General features: G+C 67.7%; 20 protein-coding genes. 3 read left to right on the forward strand and 17 right to left on the reverse strand.

The genetic code is table 11. The annotated features are described in order from the left end of the window. The first annotated feature begins 35 nt into the window (after positions 1–35). The 3 genes from JAO74_RS17500 (at position 36) to ribA (ending at position 2760) form a co-directional block, all read left to right on the forward strand. The gene (locus tag JAO74_RS17500) at positions 36–644 is read left to right on the forward strand and encodes a LolA family protein (RefSeq protein WP_199041253.1); all 609 of its coding nucleotides are present in this window, start codon (positions 36–38) and stop codon (positions 642–644) included. Between the two features lie 275 nt (positions 645–919). Then, positions 920–1702 carry an exodeoxyribonuclease III gene (locus JAO74_RS17505; protein WP_199041256.1) on the forward strand — a complete coding sequence of 261 codons (783 nt, stop codon included), beginning with the start codon at positions 920–922 and terminating at the stop codon, positions 1700–1702. Between the two features lie 35 nt (positions 1703–1737). Beyond that, a complete protein-coding gene (gene ribA / locus JAO74_RS17510) occupies positions 1738–2760 on the forward strand; it encodes a GTP cyclohydrolase II (RefSeq protein ID WP_199041315.1) in 1023 nt (340 codons plus the stop codon). A 216-nt stretch (positions 2761–2976) separates the two neighbouring features. Here the strand turns inward: ribA and JAO74_RS17515 are convergent, their stop codons facing one another. The 17 genes from JAO74_RS17515 to JAO74_RS17595 all read right to left on the reverse strand — a co-directional run. After that, positions 2977–3378 carry a flagellar export chaperone FliS gene (locus JAO74_RS17515; RefSeq protein WP_199041259.1) on the reverse strand — a complete coding sequence of 134 codons (402 nt, stop codon included), beginning with the start codon at positions 3376–3378 and terminating at the stop codon, positions 2977–2979. Further along, on the reverse strand, positions 3378–4820 hold the full coding sequence (fliD, locus tag JAO74_RS17520; protein WP_199041262.1) for a flagellar filament capping protein FliD: 1443 nt from the start codon (positions 4818–4820) through the stop codon (positions 3378–3380). Before fliD ends, JAO74_RS17515 begins: the two co-directional genes overlap by 1 nt. 47 nt (positions 4821–4867) lie before the next feature. Then, complete coding sequence (locus JAO74_RS17525; protein WP_199041265.1) at positions 4868–5998, reverse strand: EscU/YscU/HrcU family type III secretion system export apparatus switch protein; 1131 nt, start codon at positions 5996–5998, stop codon at positions 4868–4870. Continuing rightward, the gene (gene fliR / locus JAO74_RS17530; protein ID WP_199041267.1) at positions 5998–6771 is read right to left on the reverse strand and encodes a flagellar biosynthetic protein FliR; all 774 of its coding nucleotides are present in this window, start codon (positions 6769–6771) and stop codon (positions 5998–6000) included. Before fliR ends, JAO74_RS17525 begins: the two co-directional genes overlap by 1 nt. 6 nt (positions 6772–6777) lie before the next feature. Next, positions 6778–7047, reverse strand: a complete 270-nt coding sequence (gene fliQ / locus JAO74_RS17535; RefSeq protein WP_199041270.1) for a flagellar biosynthesis protein FliQ — start codon at positions 7045–7047, stop codon at positions 6778–6780. Between the two features lie 4 nt (positions 7048–7051). Next, a complete protein-coding gene (fliP, locus tag JAO74_RS17540) occupies positions 7052–7945 on the reverse strand; it encodes a flagellar type III secretion system pore protein FliP (protein ID WP_199041273.1) in 894 nt (297 codons plus the stop codon). Beyond that, positions 7942–8196: a flagellar biosynthetic protein FliO gene (locus JAO74_RS17545; protein WP_056526653.1), complete on the reverse strand. Its 255-nt coding sequence runs from the start codon at positions 8194–8196 to the stop codon at positions 7942–7944. Before JAO74_RS17545 ends, fliP begins: the two co-directional genes overlap by 4 nt. Positions 8197–8201: 5 nt before the next feature. Further along, positions 8202–8504, reverse strand: coding sequence for a flagellar motor switch protein FliN (fliN, locus tag JAO74_RS17550; protein WP_199041276.1), 303 nt, complete (start codon positions 8502–8504; stop codon positions 8202–8204). After that, positions 8501–9421: a FliM/FliN family flagellar motor switch protein gene (locus JAO74_RS17555; RefSeq protein WP_199041279.1), complete on the reverse strand. Its 921-nt coding sequence runs from the start codon at positions 9419–9421 to the stop codon at positions 8501–8503. Before JAO74_RS17555 ends, fliN begins: the two co-directional genes overlap by 4 nt. Positions 9422–9424: 3 nt before the next feature. After that, positions 9425–10078: a flagellar basal body-associated FliL family protein gene (locus JAO74_RS17560; protein WP_199041282.1), complete on the reverse strand. Its 654-nt coding sequence runs from the start codon at positions 10076–10078 to the stop codon at positions 9425–9427. A gap of 14 nt (positions 10079–10092) precedes the next feature. After that, entirely contained in the window at positions 10093–11751 is a 1659-nt protein-coding gene (locus tag JAO74_RS17565) for a flagellar hook-length control protein FliK (RefSeq protein ID WP_199041285.1), read from the reverse strand. A gap of 40 nt (positions 11752–11791) precedes the next feature. Further along, the gene (locus JAO74_RS17570; RefSeq protein WP_199041288.1) at positions 11792–12214 is read right to left on the reverse strand and encodes a hypothetical protein; all 423 of its coding nucleotides are present in this window, start codon (positions 12212–12214) and stop codon (positions 11792–11794) included. Next, positions 12211–13530 carry a FliI/YscN family ATPase gene (locus tag JAO74_RS17575; RefSeq protein WP_199041291.1) on the reverse strand — a complete coding sequence of 440 codons (1320 nt, stop codon included), beginning with the start codon at positions 13528–13530 and terminating at the stop codon, positions 12211–12213. Before JAO74_RS17575 ends, JAO74_RS17570 begins: the two co-directional genes overlap by 4 nt. Continuing rightward, entirely contained in the window at positions 13530–14231 is a 702-nt protein-coding gene (locus JAO74_RS17580) for a FliH/SctL family protein (RefSeq protein WP_199041294.1), read from the reverse strand. The genes JAO74_RS17575 and JAO74_RS17580 overlap by 1 nt, the downstream gene beginning before the upstream one ends. After that, positions 14224–15216 (reverse strand): flagellar motor switch protein FliG, encoded by a 993-nt coding sequence (gene fliG / locus JAO74_RS17585; protein WP_199041318.1) that lies wholly within the window; start codon positions 15214–15216, stop codon positions 14224–14226. The genes JAO74_RS17580 and fliG overlap by 8 nt, the downstream gene beginning before the upstream one ends. An 11-nt stretch (positions 15217–15227) precedes the next feature. Then, the gene (gene fliF, locus JAO74_RS17590) at positions 15228–16889 is read right to left on the reverse strand and encodes a flagellar basal-body MS-ring/collar protein FliF (RefSeq protein WP_199041297.1); all 1662 of its coding nucleotides are present in this window, start codon (positions 16887–16889) and stop codon (positions 15228–15230) included. A gap of 4 nt (positions 16890–16893) precedes the next feature. After that, positions 16894–17070, reverse strand: a 177-nt coding sequence (locus JAO74_RS17595; protein WP_199041300.1) for a flagellar hook-basal body complex protein FliE, incomplete at its 5' end; no start/stop codon positions are given.

The raw sequence follows: 17070 nt of genomic DNA on the forward strand, positions 1-17070 counted from the left end.
GGCGCGCGATATCGTCCGCCGCACAGGAGTTTCACATGTTCCGTTACGTTCCCCTCGCCGCCCTGATGATCGCCGCCGCCCCCGCGACTGCGCAACAGGGCGATCTCGCTGCCGTGCAGCGGCATTTGCAGGGCGTGACGACGATGACCGCCGCCTTCTCGCAGACCGACCGCACCGGCAAGGTGCTCACCGGCACGCTGACATGGAAACAGCCGGGCAACATCCGATTCCAGTATGAAAAGGGCGTCCCCCTGCTGATCGTGGCAGAGGGTGGCGCGCTGACGTTCATCGATTATTCGGTCCGGCAGGTGCAGCGCTGGCCGATCCGCAATTCGCCGCTCGGCGTGCTGCTCGATCCGAAGCGCGATATCACGCGCTTTGCGAAACTGGTGCCCGGCGGGGCCGACGACCGGATCGTCTCGGTCGCCGCGCGCGATCCGCAGCATCCGGAATATGGCACGATCACGCTGGTGTTCGTCCGCAATGCCGCCGCGCCTGCCGGACTGATGCTGCAAGGCTGGGTCGCACTCGACAGCCAGAACAACCGCACCACGATCCGATTGTCGAATCAGCGGTTCGGCGTGCCGGTCGCGGCGAACGCCTTCAAATGGAACGACCCCCGTCGCAGCACGGCGCGCAACTGACGCAACGCTTCGCTTCGTCGCGTTCGCCTGCGAAATTAGGGGTTTGTCTCTGACCATTCATCTGACCGCAAGGTTTGTTCTTCTAGTACCGGTCTTGCGGATATGGGGCGTCCGGGATTTCCCCCCTGTTGCTCGGATGAGCACCATGTCCTGCCTGCGTGACGAACGCTGAGTTGGCCCTTGCTCCATGCCCCCGGAGTGAGGGCCTTTCTCGTTATGCCCGTTCTGGCGGCCGGTTCTTGTGACGGCCGCCGCCGCCCGCTACGGGCAAAGCCGTGAAGATCGTGTCCTGGAACATCAATTCGGTGCGCTTCCGCATCGAGATCGTGGAAAAATTCCTGCGCGAGGTACGGCCCGACGTGCTGTGCCTTCAGGAAACCAAGGTCGTCGATCAGGATTTCCCGCGCGCCTCGTTCAAGGCGCTGGGGTACGACCGGATCATCGTCCACGGCCAGCGGATGCACCACGGCGTCGCCATCGTGTCGCGCGTGCCGTTGATCGAGGACGACCGGTTCGACTGGCAGGCCAATCAGGAGGCGCGTCATGTCGGCGTCCGCCTGCCCAACGGTGTCCGGCTGGAAAACGTCTATGTCCCCGCCGGCGGCGACGTGCCCGATCGGGAGGTGAATCCGAAGTTTGGCCAGAAACTGGATTTCATCGACCGGATGACGCGGTGGTCCGAAACGCTGGCCGGTCCCACGATCCTGACCGGCGATTTCAACATCGCGCCGCTGGAAAGCGACGTCTGGAGCCACAAACAGTTGCTCGACGTCGTCAGCCACACGCCCATAGAGGTCGCCGCGCTGAACGGCCTGCAGGCATCGAACGACTGGGTCGATCTCGGCCGTCACTTCCACCCCGCCCCCGCTCGCCTGTTCACCTGGTGGAGCTACCGTGCCAAGGACTGGGCGCTGTCCGATCGTGGTCGCCGGCTCGATCACATGTGGGCGACCGCCGACGTCGCCGCCCAGGCGACCCGGCATGAGGTGTTCGAGCCGTGCCGCAGCTGGCTGAAACCATCCGACCATATCCCGATCATGACCGAGTTCGACTGGTGAAGGCCGCGCGCGATGTCGCGCGCGCGATCGATGCGATGCGCCGCGGCTGGCCGATCGCGATCGAGGCGCCGGGCGAGGACAGGCTGGTGTTGCTGGCAGTCGAAACCGCCGACGCGGTGCGGCTCGATACGTTCGCGCCGGCGGGGAAATGCCCGGTGCTGATCTCCAGCGGCCGCGCGGCGACGTTGAAGCTGACCAACCAGCTCGCCGCCGCCGACCCCGATCTGCCCGTCGTGATCGAGCCGACGCCGTGGCTGGACTTCCCGACCGCGACCGCGCTGGCCGATCCGCAACTCGACCTCGCGACCCCGCTAAAGGGTCCGTTCCGCAGTATCGCCGTGGCCCAGCCCCTCGCGGCGCTCGCCGCGATCCGTCTGGCGCGGATCGCCGGCCTGCTGCCCGCCTATTTCATCGACGGCATCGATCCGGAGGTGACGATCACGCCCGATGCGATCGACCGGCATCAGAGCGCGAGCGGGCTGATGCTCGCCACCCGTGCACGCCTGCCCGTCGCCGGTGCGGAGAATGCGGAGATCGTCGCCTTCCGCTCGCCCGACAGCGGCGACGAGCATGTCGCGCTCGTCATCGGCCAGCCGGACGGCACGCCACCGCTGGTCCGGCTGCACAGCGAATGCCTGACCGGCGACGTGCTCGGCAGCCTGAAATGCGATTGCGGCCCGCAACTGCACGCTGCCATCCACGCCATCGCTGATAGCGGCTGGGGCATCCTGCTCTATCTGCGGCAGGAGGGCCGCGGCATCGGCCTTGTCAACAAGTTGCGCGCGTATCAGCTACAGGATCAGGGGTTCGACACCGTCGACGCCAACACCCGGCTGGGCTTCGCCATCGATGCCCGCGATTTCGGCGTCGCCGCGCGGATGCTGCGATTGCTGGGACAGGACCGGATCCGGTTGCTCACCAACAACCCCGCCAAGGTCGCAGGACTCGAATCAGCGGGGGTGACGGTCGCCGAACGCGTGCCGCACAGCCTGCCTGCCAATCCCCACAACGAGCGCTATCTCGCCACCAAACGCGACCGCACCGGCCACCAGCTATAGTCCATTCGCTCCTCCCCGGCACGGGGAGGGGGACCGCCGGCCGCAGGCCGGTGGTGGAGGGGGATGGCCCGGAACACTCCGCCAAAGATGGCTCGCTGTCCTACAAACCAGAATTTTGCTACCGTCGACGAACCGGCACCCCATCGCCCGACGAAAACACGCCCGAAAAACCCGCTTTGGGTGCGAACTTCTGTGAAGTTCGATTCGCAATAAGCCTCACGCGGCCATCGCGGTGGCCCAGACCGCCGCGATCTCGGCCAGCGTGTCGGCCGTCTCCCGGAACGGCGCCGCGCTGTCGCCGACCGACGCGTCGATCACCGTCCGCCGCGCCCCGGCATACAGCCGCGCCAGCGTCTTCGACACCTCGCCGCCCCGTTCGTGGTCCAGTCCGGACTCCAGCGCGAACAGGATGGCGGTCGCCCGCGTCACCCTCTCGCTCTTCACCCGGAAATTGCGCTGTTCGGCCGCATGGGCCGCCGCACGCAGGGCCGCGACCAGTTCGCTGTAGAGCAACTGGACCAGCTTCGGCCCGCTTGCCGCCTGTGCCGTCCGGCCGGCGGCATCGATCTCGCGATAGGTCGACCACGGGTCGCGCAGCAGGGTGGATGCATAGGCCATCAGGAATCGCTCTTGTTCCACGCCGCAATCTGCTGCGTGAGGAAGGTCTGGGTGGATTTATAGGCGGCGACGCGGGCATCCATCGTCGCATATTGCTGCGTCAACCGCGTCGACATCGCGGTCGCCGCATCGCTGATCTTGCTCTTGGCGGTCGACAGGTCGGTCTGCTGCTTGGTGTAACGCGTGGTCAGCGCGTCGAGGCCTGACGTCTTGCTGGTCAGCGTCGTCGCCACCGCCGACAACGCCGCCGATATGCCGCCGTTGCTGGCCCCGGTGCCGTCCGCGAACAGCGCCTCGACACTCGCCGGGTCCTTCGCGATCGCCGCGGTCAGCCGGGCGGTGTTCAGCGACAGCGTGCCGTCGCGGTTGGTCGACACGCCGATATCCGCCAGCGTCTGCGGCCCGCCCGTGGTCGATGTCGCCAGCACCGTCGTCGTCAACCGCCCCAACGTCCGCGCCATGCCGGACGCCGCGCCGTCCGACTTCAGCACGCCGCTGGTGATGTTCGTCTCTTCCTTGATGACACCCAGCAACTCGTTGAACGTCGCCACGAAATCCGACGCCGCCTGCGACAGCGAGGCGCTCGGCGCGCTCGTGCCCAGCGTCACCGGCGTCGTCGATGCGACCATCAGGTCCAGCTTCACGCCCGACACCAGATCGCTGACCGTGTTGCTCGACCGCGTGAACCGCGCCCCGTCCAGCAGCATCACCGCGTCCTGCGCGGCGGTGCCCACCGTCGTACCGGTGGCATTCGCGCCGACCGACAGCGACGAGAGGCTGAGGCCGCCGCCGCCGGTGTCGTTGCCTGCGATCTCGAACGCCTGCGTGGCACCCGTCGCACCCTTGATCGTCAGCCGCTGGCCGTCGCCGTCCTTGACCAAGGCGGTTTTCAGGCCCGTCTGCGCAGTGATCTGCGCCGCGATCTGGGCCAGCGTCGCACCATCGGCGACGTCGATCGCGACCGACTTGTTCGGCGACAGCGTCGTGTTGCCGCCGGCATCGGTCGCATAGCTGCCGATGTTGACGGTCAGCGTGCCCGCCCGGAACCCGGCCGTCGCCGACACCGGCACGTTGGTCGTCGCCGCCTGCGCGCCCGCCAGTTGCTGGACGGTCAGCTGCGCGGACAGCCCCGCCACCTTGCCGCCCGCCAGCGACGACACGGCCACGACACCGGCATTGGAGCTGGTCGGCTGCGTCGCCAGCGTACCGCCCTTCACCAGCGACTTGAGTGCAGCGTCGAAGCCGCTGATACCGCTCTTCAGCTTGGCGATGCCGGAAATCTGGGCGGTGAGCGTATCCGCCTTGGCGGTGAACTGGCTGTTCTTGGCGGCATATTGCGCCTCGACCAGCGATGCGACCAGCGCCTTGGTATCGACGCCCGATCCCGCGCCCAGCGCCGTGGTGATCGATGTCGTACTGCTTACTGCCGTCGTGGTCGCCATCACCCGTCCCTATGCTGTCCCCTGAAACGGCCGCCGCCCCCGGATATTTAGGTAATTTTCATCCCGTTTTCGTCGAACCGCGCAGTGAGCGGCACCTCGATCGGCGGCTGCGCGGTGCCGCCCGCCGCCGCATTCAGGCCGAACACGAACGCCAGCACGGTGGCGATCGACAGGTACAGGTCGTCGCGCACCTCCTGCCCCTCGCGGCTCGTGTAATAGACCGCACGGGCGAGCGCCGGATATTCCAGCACCGGCACCGCGACCTCCCCGGCGATCTCGCGGATCGCCAGTGCCGTCGCCCCGCGCCCCTTGGCCACCACCACCGGCACCTGATCGCGGCCGCGATCATAGCGCAATGCGACGGCGAAATGGGTCGGGTTGGTCAGGATGACATGCGCCTCCGCCACCGCCTTGCGCGCACCGCCCGACAGGATCGCGCGCTGGCGGGCGCGGATATGGCCCTTTGCCTCGGGCGAGCCTTCACTCTCCTTGTGCTCGTCCTTGATCTCCTGCTTGCTCATGCGCAGCTTGCCCAGCCGCTGGAGGATCTGGATCGGCACGTCGATCCCGGCGATCACGACCAGCCCCACCGCCATCGCGATCAGGATGCCGGTAAAGGTATCGCCGACATAGCGCAGCGCCTGCGGCAGGTTGGACGACGACAGCCCCAACGTCGCCCGCGTGGCATGCATCAGCATGTACGTGCCGATACTGCCGAGCAGCACCATCTTCAGCAACGATTTGCCCAGTTCGATCCAGCCGTTGCTGCCGAAGATGCGCTTCAGACCGGCGGCCGGGTTGATGCGGCTGCCCTTGGGCGCGATCAGGCTGCCGTTGAAACCGAAACTGCCCAGCATCGCGCCACTGACCAGCGCGGCGGCAAAGCTGATCCCCAGCAACGACAGGATCGCCGGCGCCAGCCGCCACCCCGCCTCCATCAACGGCCGCCACGGCGAGAAGTCCTCGACGTCCGCGCGCCCGAACTGGAAGCTAGCCGCCATCACTTCCTTGCACGCCGCCAGCAGCGATGGCCCCATGAATGCCACCCACGCGACCCCCGCCAGCACGACGAGCGCGGTGGCGAGGTCGCGCGAGCGCAGGACGTTACCGTCCTCCTCCGCCTTTTGCCGGCGCTTGGGGGTCGGGGCTTCTGTCTTTTCGCCGAATTCGTCCGCCATCAGCCGAGTACCAGCGTCTGCACGGCGGACAGGCTCTCGCTGACGATGACCAGCATGTAATCACCCATCGCCGGAAACGCGATCGCCAGCGCGATGACACCGACGGCGAGGCTGGCGGGCAGGCCGACCGAGAACAGGTTCAACGCCGGCGCCGCCCGGCTCATCATGCCGACGACGATGTTCAGGCACAGCAGCAGGAACCCGACCGGCAGCGCCAGCAACAGTCCCGCGAGGAAGGCATAGCCGCCGAAGAACGCGATCGCCTTCAGCCGCTCGGTGCCCAGCCACGCGGCGCCGGGCGGCAGCGCGTCGTAACTCTTCACCAGCATGTCGACCAGGACGAGATGCCCGTCGACCGACAGAAACAACAGCGTCAGCATGATCGAGAAGAACTGGCCGAGCGCCGGCGACGACCGCCCGTTCTGCGGATCGATCGACGAGGCGAAGCCAATGCCCATCGATCCGCCGATCAACTCGCTGGCGATCAGCGGCGCCGCGAACGCGGTCTGGAGGATAAAGCCCATCGCGAACCCCACCAGCGCCTCCGCCGCGATCGACACGAACGTCGTGACCGCGAACACGCTGGGCGGCGGCACGATCGGATGCGCTGCCAACACGAGCAGCCCGATCGCGCCGGTCAACGACACGCGCACGATCACCGGCAGCGACACCGCCCCGAACACCGGCGCCGCCATGAACGCCGCGCCGATGCGGACCATCACGAAGATCAGCGCCCAGAGCTGCGGCTCGATGGCGAGGCCGAAGCCCAGCATGGCGGTCTACTTCACCAGATCGGGAATGCGTTCGAAGATGCCGATCGTGAAATCGCTCAGCAGCCCCAGGATCAGGCTGCCGAAGATCATGATCGACAGCGCGACGACGATCAGCTTGGGCACGAAGGTCAGCGTCTGCTCGTTGATCGACGTCGCCGCCTGCACCATGCCCAGGATCAGCCCGGCGAGCAGTGCCGGCACCAGGATCGGCGCGGAGGCGAGCGCCAGTACCCACATCGTCTGGTTGGCGATCGTCAGGAAGTAATCGGCGTCCATGGCGTCAGACCGCAAACGAATTGGCGAGACTGCCCATGGTCAGCGCCCAGCCGTCGACCAGCACGAACAACAGCAGCTTGAACGGCAGCGAGATGATCGTCGGTGACAGCATCGCCATGCCCAGACTCATCAGCACGGTCGCGACGACCAGATCGATGACGATGAACGGCAGGAAGATCAGGAAACCGATCTGGAACGCGGTCTTCAGTTCCGACGTGATGAACGCCGGCAGCAGCACCGCGAACGGGATGTCGTTGGGCGACGCATAGGAGCCGGACTTCGCCATCTCGGCGAACATCGTCACGTCCTTGATCCGCGTCTGCTTGGTCATGAACTGGTGGAGCGGCGCGCCCGCGGTCGCGATCATCTGCGTGCCGGCCAGCTGGCCCGCGGCATAGGGCTGGATCGCAGTCGTGTTGATCTGGCTGATCGTCGGCGCCATCACGAACAGCGACAGGAACAGCGACAGGCCGATCAGCACCTGATTGGGTGGCGTCTGTTGCAGGCCCAATGCCTGACGCAGCACCGACAGGACGATGATGATCCGGGTGAAGCTGGTCATCATCAACAGGATGCCCGGCAGGATCGTGAGCAGGCCCATGATGATGAGGACCTGCAACGACAGCGACAGCGGCGCCGACTGGCCCTGCTGGCCGCCGAGCTGCCCCAGCGCGCGGTCCACTGCGTCGCCGACGCCGGGACCGATACCGGGAGTGCCGGGCGCGGCCGGCACCGCCGGCGCGACCTGTGCCAGCGCGGGCGCCGCGACGACCAGCGCCAGCATGATCGCCATCAATATCCAGATCAGCCGCGCCGCCCCGCCCCGGTCGGCCGCGGCCGTCTCAGACGGCTGGATCAGTGCCGGTCCCGATCCCTTTCGCGTCACCGAGATGCTCATGCGTCGACCTTGTCGATCAACGTCACGCCCCCGCGTCCCACCGACACCAGCAGGCGCTTACCCTCGAAGTCCAGCACCGCCAGCCGCAGGCCGGGCGAGATCATCATCGTCTCGCGCACGTTGACCAGCCGCGTCGCCTGCTTGCCCGGCATCCGGGATTCCAACCGCCGCCAGAGATACAGGCACCCGATCATCAGCCCGCACACCAGCGGCAACAGGATGACGAGCTTCAGGATGTAGGACCACAGCATGACGGTCAGCCGCGCCCGATGCCGGACTTGTCGGGCGAGACCAGCTCGGTCATGCGCACGCCGAAGCGGTCGCCCACCGTCACCACCTCGCCACGCCCGATCAGCGTGCCGTTGACGAACACGTCGAGCAACTCGCCCGCCTGCCGATCAAGCTCGATCACGCTCCCCTCGCCCAGCGCCAGCAGTTCGCGCAGGCTGAGGTTCGTCGAGCCGATCTCGACGGTGAGTTTCACATCGACGTCCTGCAGCAGCCGGAAATTGGCGGCGACAGCGGTGTCGACCGGAAAACCGCCGGTCATGTCGTTCATGCTTGGAATCCTTCGTCGGGTTGGGCGAGCGAGGTCAGGCGGATGGCGGCGCGGCCGTTGGCGGTGCCGACGGTGCCGCAGCCGAGCCGATCGCGGCCGACCATCACCGGCACGTCGGGGGCGATGGTGATCGGGATGACGTCACCCGCCTTCAGATCCATCAACAGGCTGAGCGAGACGACAGGTTCGGCCAGCACGGAGCGGACGGGGAAACGGACCGCCATCGTCGCGCGGGCCAGATTGGTCCGCCACACCGGGTCGGGTTCGGCCTTGTCCAGCACCTTGCCGGTCAGGCTGGCGCCGTGCGGTTTCAGCGCGGCGACGGGATACAGGATATCGACGAACGACGGCCGCTCGCCGGTGGCCAGCCCCAGCCGCGTCACGATCACCGCGTCATCGCCGTCGATGTCGGCGGCCTGTTCCGGCTTGCCGGGCGCAAAGGCGACGCGGGTCAGCGGCTCCCATGCCGCACCCAGCGGCCCTGCGATCATCGTGCCGAGCCGTGCCACCATGGCATCGGCGGCGGGCGAGAATTCGGTAGGCAGCTGGGCCGGCGCCGCACCCGATCCGCCGAAGAACAGGTCGAGCAGTTCCAGCACGAACCGGCCATCGAACACGCACCACGCCTGCGCGCCGTTGGGTGTCATCGCCAGCGGCAGCCAGCCGGTCAGCGCATCGCCGCGTTCCACCCGGTAATCGGCGAAACGCTGCACGCTCAGCGGCTCGGCGAAGGACCGCACCTCCTGCCGCAGCAACCCCTCCCACACCGGCCGCATCCCCCGCGCGAGACGCGCAGCCAGATGTTGCATGGTGTGGAGATCACCGAACGGATTGAGCTTGGTCGTACCCAGCGCAGCCGCCGTCACGGGCTCACGCTCGCGGGCGCGGCGATCACGGTTCGGAGGGGCGTTAACCATTCCTCACTGAACAACGAAACTGGTAAAGTAAACGTTACCGATCCCGCCAAAACCCTCTTTTTGCTGGAGCGTCGCGTTGATCGCCTTGACCAGCCGGGCCTGCAACTGGCGCTTGCCATCGGCGCTGAACACCTGATCCTCGGTGGTATCGCCCAGCGTCATCAGCACCGCCGACCGGACGGCGATGTCGTTGGTCTTCAGGTTCTGGATCACCTTGTCGTCATAGGACGTCGACACCGCCACGCCGACCTGGATGAAGTGCATCGAATCCTGAAGGTTCGACGTGAACTCCTTGTCCATCGCGTAATAATTGGAGGCGTATCGGTCGCCGCCCTGCCCCTCGGGCGTCGGCGTCCCCTTATGGTCGGTGGCGGTCGCCGCCTCGGCATCGTCGCCGCTGCCATGGCCTTCGCCACCCTCGCCGCCTTCGCCGCCCTCTGCGGCACCGTGCTTCTGCTCGCTCTTGGGGACCAGCTTGGGGCCGTTGTCGACCTTGGCATGAGCATCCTTGCCGCCGCCGATCATGCCGGACTGCGCGGCATAGACGCCGGCTCCGACGCCCCCGCCGATCAACACGATCAGGGCGGCGGCACCCATCAGCAGCTTCTTCTTGCCGCCCTTTTTCGGGGGGGCAGCGTCATCCTTGGCGTCGCTCATCGATGCTATCCTGTTCAGGCGATACGGGTGTCGTCATCGGCCGCCGTATCGGCGGTCGTGGCGATGGTTGTGTTGGCGGTCGTGCGGCGCGGATCGGCGCTTGGCGGTGTGGGAGGGGGGCGATGCTGGCCCTGCCCCGTCGTGCCGGTATCGACGCCCGCGCCGACCGACGTCTGGCCCAGGCGCAGGCCGCGTTGTTCGGCCGCTTCGGCGAGGCGGGGCTGCGCCTCCTGCAACAGGGTGCGGGTCTGGGCCTGGTCCGCGGTGAAGCGGACGTGCAGCGTATCGCCCTCCTGCCGGACGCCGACCTCGATCGCCCCCAGTGCATCGGGCACGACGCGAATGCGCGTGTCGACGGCGTCGGCGGCATCGCGCAGCATCTCGATCCGGTCGAGCATGGCCTGCGGCCAGCGATGATCGGCCAGATCGAGCGGCGGCCCCTCCGCCGCCATGGCCACGGGCACGACCGACACCAGGGTGTGGTCGATACCGGCTACGGGGGGCGCCGACGCGTCGATTGCGATCGGCTTGGGCGTGTCGATCGCCTGATCGGTCAGACCAGCCGCCATCCGCGCCGCGCTGAACACGACGCCGGCAGGTGCCGGCGCCGCTGGCAGGAACGGCGGCGGCGGTGTGTTATCGCGGTTCGGCACCTCGATCGAGCGGATCTCCGGTGTCGGCACGGGTGCCGGCATTGCCGCGTCGAATGACGGTAACGGCGTCACTTCGGGCACGGCCGGGACGCTCGGGGTCGCAACGGGCAAGGGTTGCGCGGCCACCACCGCTGGCGACATCTGCCATGTGGCAGGCAGCGGGATCGATAGGGTCGCCGCCGCCGGACGTTCGATCGGGCCGTCCACTACCGGCGGCATATCGAGACGCTGATACCTCGTTATCGTAACCATGGGACGGGGCGTCGCCGCTGCCAAAGTTTGATTTGAAACAGGCGCGGCCAGCGAGACATCCGGACGCCGATAGGCACTCGTCGGCTCACCGGGAGCAGGCATCAAAGTTTTCGCGGTAGCTGCAGCCGTCATCAGATCGGCAGCCGGCGTAGTTACGCCAGATGATGCCTTATCGACCGAAGGTAAGACGATCGTTGTAACCGGGCTGTCCATCTTCGCAGGGAGATGCGGCGCCGCAACGGTAGGAGCATCCACCACTGGAACTGATTTTGCCGGCAAGCCATCGACTGGATCGACCGAAGGCATCGGCATGATAAAATTAGGCAAATCAGGATCGGGATGAACGAACTGCACCAGATCGGCCGGCGCGACGGCCAACGGCGTGACGGCAGGCAGCGGCGAAGCGGCAGGTATCGTCGAGTCAGGTAAGGTGGTCGGCATTGCCACTGACGGCAGCGCAGTCGTGACCGACACCTTGCTGCCGATCGAAACGACCGGCGCCGCATCGGCCGGCGCGACGGGCGCAGCAACGGGCATCGGCATGAAAGCCGCCAGCGCCGCCCATGGATCGAACGGCATCACCTCCGGCAGGGCGGCCGGCAAGAGCTTGCCGTCCTTGCCATCCTCCTGCCGGTCATCTGCGACGAGCGAACCATCGCCGATATTTTCTGCCTCACCCGGCAGCGCGAACACCGCCAGGCCCAGCACCATGGACGGTGCGCGCGGGGCGCTGGCGGCGGTGGGGGTCGTGGTGGCGGACTGGATCATGAAGCGGTCGGATCTCGATGCGATGGTCTCGACCTGTCCCTCAGCAAGGACCGTGCCGTTTTCCCTTGGAGACCGCAGGCATGTCTTCCAGCGCCCGCATCGCCCTGGCGAGATCGATGCGCCGCGCGCCGTCGAGCAGCTTTTCGACGGCGGTCTGGTCGCGCTTGGCGGCGCGGGTCGCTTCCTCGGCCACCATGGCCCGGTGGCCGGCCACCCGAACGCGGCTGGCCGCGGCATCGGCGGACAGCTGAAGACGCTCGCGATAGAAGGCGGTAGCGGACAAATGCTGGGCCGCCAGCACCTCGGCGGTCGGCGCGACCGCATCGACCAGCGCGGCGATACGGTCGGTCAGCGCCGTCTCGCTCGCAAGCGTGTCGTGGTGACGCATCTCGTCGGCTCGGGCGAGGCCGAGTTGCAACGTCCGCACGCGGTGGATGCGCGCCAGCGTGGCCGCGCGCGTCATCCTTCGCCGAACACGCCGACCAGCTCGGCGGCGGCGACCGACAGCGGCACGACCTCGTCCGCGTCCTGCCGGATGTAATCGGTGATCGCGGGGTGGCAGGCGATGGCGGCGTCGATCGCCGGGTCGGCGCCGGGGCGATAGGCACCCATCAACACCAGATCGCGGTTTTCCTCATATGTCGCCAGATGCCGGCGCAGCACACGGGCGGCGCGGACATGCTCGCGCCCGACAATGTCGGTCATCACCCGGCTGACCGAGGGGCCGACATCGATCGCCGGATAGACGCCGCGTTCCGCCAACGCCCGGCTGAGCACGATATGGCCATCGAGGATCGAGCGGGCGGAATCGACCACCGGATCGTTGCCGTCGTCGCCATCCGCCAGCACGGTGTAGATCGCGGTGATCGATCCGGACCCTTGCGCATCGGCGCCGGCACGTTCGATCAGATTGGGCAGCATCGCGATGGCCGAGGGCGGATAGCCCCGCGCCGACGCTGGCTCCCCCAGCGCCAGCCCGATCTCGCGACCGGCATGGGCGACGCGGGTCAGCGAATCCATGATGAGCAGCACGCGCTTGCCCTCGGCGCGAAACGCCTCGGCGATGGCGTGGGTGCGGAGCGCCCCGCGAATGCGCAGCACCGGCGAATGATTGGCTGGCACCGCGACCACGACCGAGCGCGCGCGTGCTTCGCCCGCGACCTTGGTATCGAGGAAGTCGGCTACTTCGCGTGACCGCTCGCCGATCAGGCCGATGACCACCACATCGGCCTTGGCCGCGCGGACCATCATGCCGAGCAGCACCGACTTGCCGACGCCCGATCCGGCCATGATGCCGATCCGCTGCCCCTGCCCCACCGTCAACAATCCATTGATCGCGCGGACACCGACGTCGAGCGGCTCCAGCACGCGACCGCGATCGAGCGGCCCCTGCAACTTGCCGGCCAGCGGCCAGCGGCCGGCACCACGGATCGGCCCCAGACCGTCGATCGGCCGGCCGGCGCCATCGACGACACGGCCGAGCAACGCCGCGCCGACCTCCGCCTCGCCCGGCGCCCCCACCGGCCGGACGGGCGCTTTCGGCAACAGCGCGGCCGGGCCGCCCAGGTTCATCATCAGCGTGCGCTCGCCGCGAAAGCCGATGACCTCGGCCTCGACGGCATCGCCGACCCGGCATACGGTGCCGACCGGCAGTGACAGCCCCACCGCCTCCATCAGCAACCCGTCATAGGAAGCGAGCCGGCCCGACACCGAAGCGGTCGGCCGGAAATCGGCATTCGCCAGCGTGCCGAGATAATCGGCGGTGAAACGGTTCAGCATCAGGCGGGCAACGGCACGCGGTCGATCGCGGCGGCCAGTTGTTCGAGCCATAGCGCCGGCCCATCCTCGACCACGGTCGACGCGCTTTCCAGCACGAAGGCACCGCGCGCTACATTGGCGTCGCCGACCGGGAACACCGTACCCGGCAACCGCCCCTCGATCAGCGCGACATCATCGGGATGCAGGCGAAGGAGCGCCGATTCGGCGCCGTCGGCCAGCATCTCGGTGGCGATCTCGACGCGGGCGTGGAGGCGATCGGCGGCGACGCCGACATCGCCGACGATCCGGGTGACGAGCATCAGCACCGTCTGGCGCAACTGCGCCGCCACCTGTTCGCGGTCGATCCGGTCGCTGCCCAGCGCGGCCGAGACGCCCGCCATCAGCGCCTCGTCGCGCACCCGCGTCGCGGTGGCCGCTGCCGCGGCTGCCGCCAGTCCCTCGGCGTACCCGGCAGCATGCGCGGTTTCCAGTGGATCGACGAAGCAGGACTGATCGACGCTGGCATCCAGCGGGTTCCAGCCGGCGGTCGGGTTCTCGCCCGGATTGGCGGGGCTGAAATGGCGCGGTTCCACCGTTTCTTGCGCCAACCGGGTGCGCGGATCGCTCGGAGCGAAACCGGCGGGCGGCGCAAAGGCAGCCTGCAGGATATGGGTGGCCGCGCTGTGGCGGGCAGCGAAGCCGGCGACGAAACCCTCAGACATAATCGTCCTCGCCCGCCCCCATCTGAATCGTGCCGTCCTTCGCCAGACCGCGCGCGATCGCGATCATCGCCTTTTGCGCTTCCAGCACCTCGGCCAGTTTCATCGGTCCACGTGCCTCCATCTCGTCGCGGATGCCGTCGGCGGCGCGCGCCGACATGCAGCCCAGGAAGCGGGCACGGATGGTTTCGTCGACGCCCTTCAGCGCCTTGGTCAGGATTTCGCCATCGACGTTGCGGATCACCGTGCCGAGGTTCTTGTCGTCCATTTCCAGCAAATTATCGAAGACGAACATCGCCTCCTCGATCTGCTTGGCGACCTCGCGGTCGATCTTGAACAGTTTCGGCATGACCCGCTGTTCGGTCGCCTTGCGCGCACCGGACAGGATCTTCGCGGCCTCACGCGTGCCACCGAGCGTTACGGCGGCACCGCTGGCCGATCCGGTCCGCTGCGCCAGCAGGGTCTTCAGCGTATCCACCGCTTCGGGCGTGATCGGCCCCAGCTTGGCGATGCGGTGGAGGATATCCGGCTGTGCGGTATCGGGCAGCAGTTCCAGCACCTGCCCGCCGATCGACGGATCGAGATTGGCGATCAGCACGGCGGCGATCTGCGGATGCTCCTTTTCGATCATCGCGGCGATATCGGTCGCGTCCATCCAGTCGAGCAGTTCCAGCTCGCACGCCGCCTCGGCCGGGGTGATCCGGGCGAGCACGCTCTCCGCCTTCTCGGCACCGAGCGCACGGTTCATCACCGCCTCCACCTGCGGGCGGGGGTCGAAGGAAATGCCGGTCCGCTCACGGGCGCGGCCGACGAAATCGTCCAGCACGTCCTCGACCTCCTGTTCCGACACGTCGGCGACGTTGAACATCGCGGCGCCGAGCTGGCGCACCTCGTCCGGCTCCAGTTTCTGGAGGATGGCCGCCGCCTCTTCCTCGCCGACGATCATCATCAGCACGGCCGCGCGTTCGATGCCGGTGTAGGTCCGCATCGCGAGTGCGCTCACTTGGCGTCGGCCTTTATCATGTCGCGCACGGCCAGCGCGGCGCGGGCGGGGTTGTCGCGGGTGAAGCCACGCACCGCCCCGATCCGCTCGTCATAGCCACGGCTGTTTTCCAGCTGGTCCAGGCTGACGGGCGGCGCGACCATCGGCATGCCATCGGGACCGGGCAGACCGACACCGGCAACCACCGGCACGCTGGCGTCGTCGCGCTTCTTCATCAGCCCCTTGGCCAATGGCCGGACACCCAGGAACAGGACGAGCAGCGCGATGAGGATCGCGGTGCCGTTGCGGGCGAGCACCGGCAGCCAGGCATTGTCGTACCATTTCGTCGTGTCGGCCGTGTCGGTGGCCCCGGCGAACTTGCGGCTGATGACCGTCACCTGATCCTGCCGCTGCTGATCGTAACCGACCGCGCTCTTCACCAGATCGGTCAGCTGGTTGATCTCCATCTGGGTCCGGCGACCCTTGTCGGGATCGCGCAGCACCACCGCGACCGACAGCCGCTTGACCGATCCCGGCGCGGCCCGCGTCACCGAGACCTCACGGCCCAGATCATAGGCGCGCTGATAGCTGTCGGTCTGCTTGGCGGGATCGGGCGAGGCGGCGCCGGCCACCGGCTGTGGCCCGCCGCTCGCGCCCACCGCCGGGGTCGGCACCTGCAAGGTGCTGGCTGGCGGTGGCGTGTTCGACAGCGCACCCGGGATACCACCCGGCCCGCCGCCATCCTTCTGGTTGCCGGTCCACGCGCCGGTTTCGGCGCGCAGCGTACCCTGCTTGTCATAGCTTTCGCGCGTCGCCTGCGTCTCGTCGAGGTTGACGTCCGCCTGCACCTCCGCCGAGAAATTGCCGGCGCCCAGCAATGGCGTGAGCAACTGGGTCAATTGCTGGCGATACTTGTCCTCGACTCGCGCCTGGAACGCGATGCGCTCGTCGCCCATCGCCCCCGCCGCGTCGCGGCCGCCGGGACGGGTCAGCAGAGCACCGGCCTGATCGACGATCGTGACGGCGTCGGGCTTCATCCCCGGCACGGACGAGGCGACGAGATTGATGATCGACGACACCTGCGCCTCGCTCAGCGTCCGGCCGGCACCCAGCTTGACGATCACCGACGCCGATGGCGCGGCCCGGTCCCGTACGAAGACCGACGCTTCGGGCATCGCGAGATGGACGCGCGCCTCCACCACCGCATCGATATCCTGGATCGAGCGGGCAAGTTCGGTCTCGCGCGCCTGACGCAGGCGTTCGCCCTCTACCGCGCGGCTGACCCCCATCGGCAGTTGGTCGAGGATCGCATAACCGCCGGGCGCCGCCTTGGGCAGGCCCTGCCCGGCGAGCAACATGCGCGCCCGGCTGTAATCGTCCTCACCCACGGTCAGCGCGCCGGTGGCGTCGTCGACATGCGCAGCGATGTTCGCCTGTTCCAGGCTCTGGACGACGGCCGCCTTGTCGGCATCGGCGAGACCGGAGAACAGCGTCTTCTGCGGTGGCGTCGACAGGCTCATCCAGGCGAGCGCGGCCGCACCGATCAGCCCGACGAGCAGCGCCATCGGGGCCGAGCGGCGAACCGCCGGCTGGGCCATGACGCCACGGATCTGCTGGAGCGGGTTGGCGAAACGCTCGGGCATGCCGGGCGAGGCGGTGGTCGTGAGGGCGGTGCTCATCGGATCAGACCGGCATGCTCATGATGTCCTTGTACGCGGACAGCAGCTTGTTCCTGACCTGCAGGGTCACCTCGAACCCCACGCTCGCCTGTTGGCGGGCCAGCATCACCTTGGCGATGTCGACCGTCTCGCCGCGTTCGTAGCTTTCCGACAGTTTGGCCGCCTGATTCTGGCCCTCGTT

It is taken from the genome of Sphingomonas mollis (genome assembly GCF_016427505.1).
GTDB classification, from domain to species: Bacteria; Pseudomonadota; Alphaproteobacteria; order Sphingomonadales; family Sphingomonadaceae; genus Sphingomonas; species Sphingomonas mollis.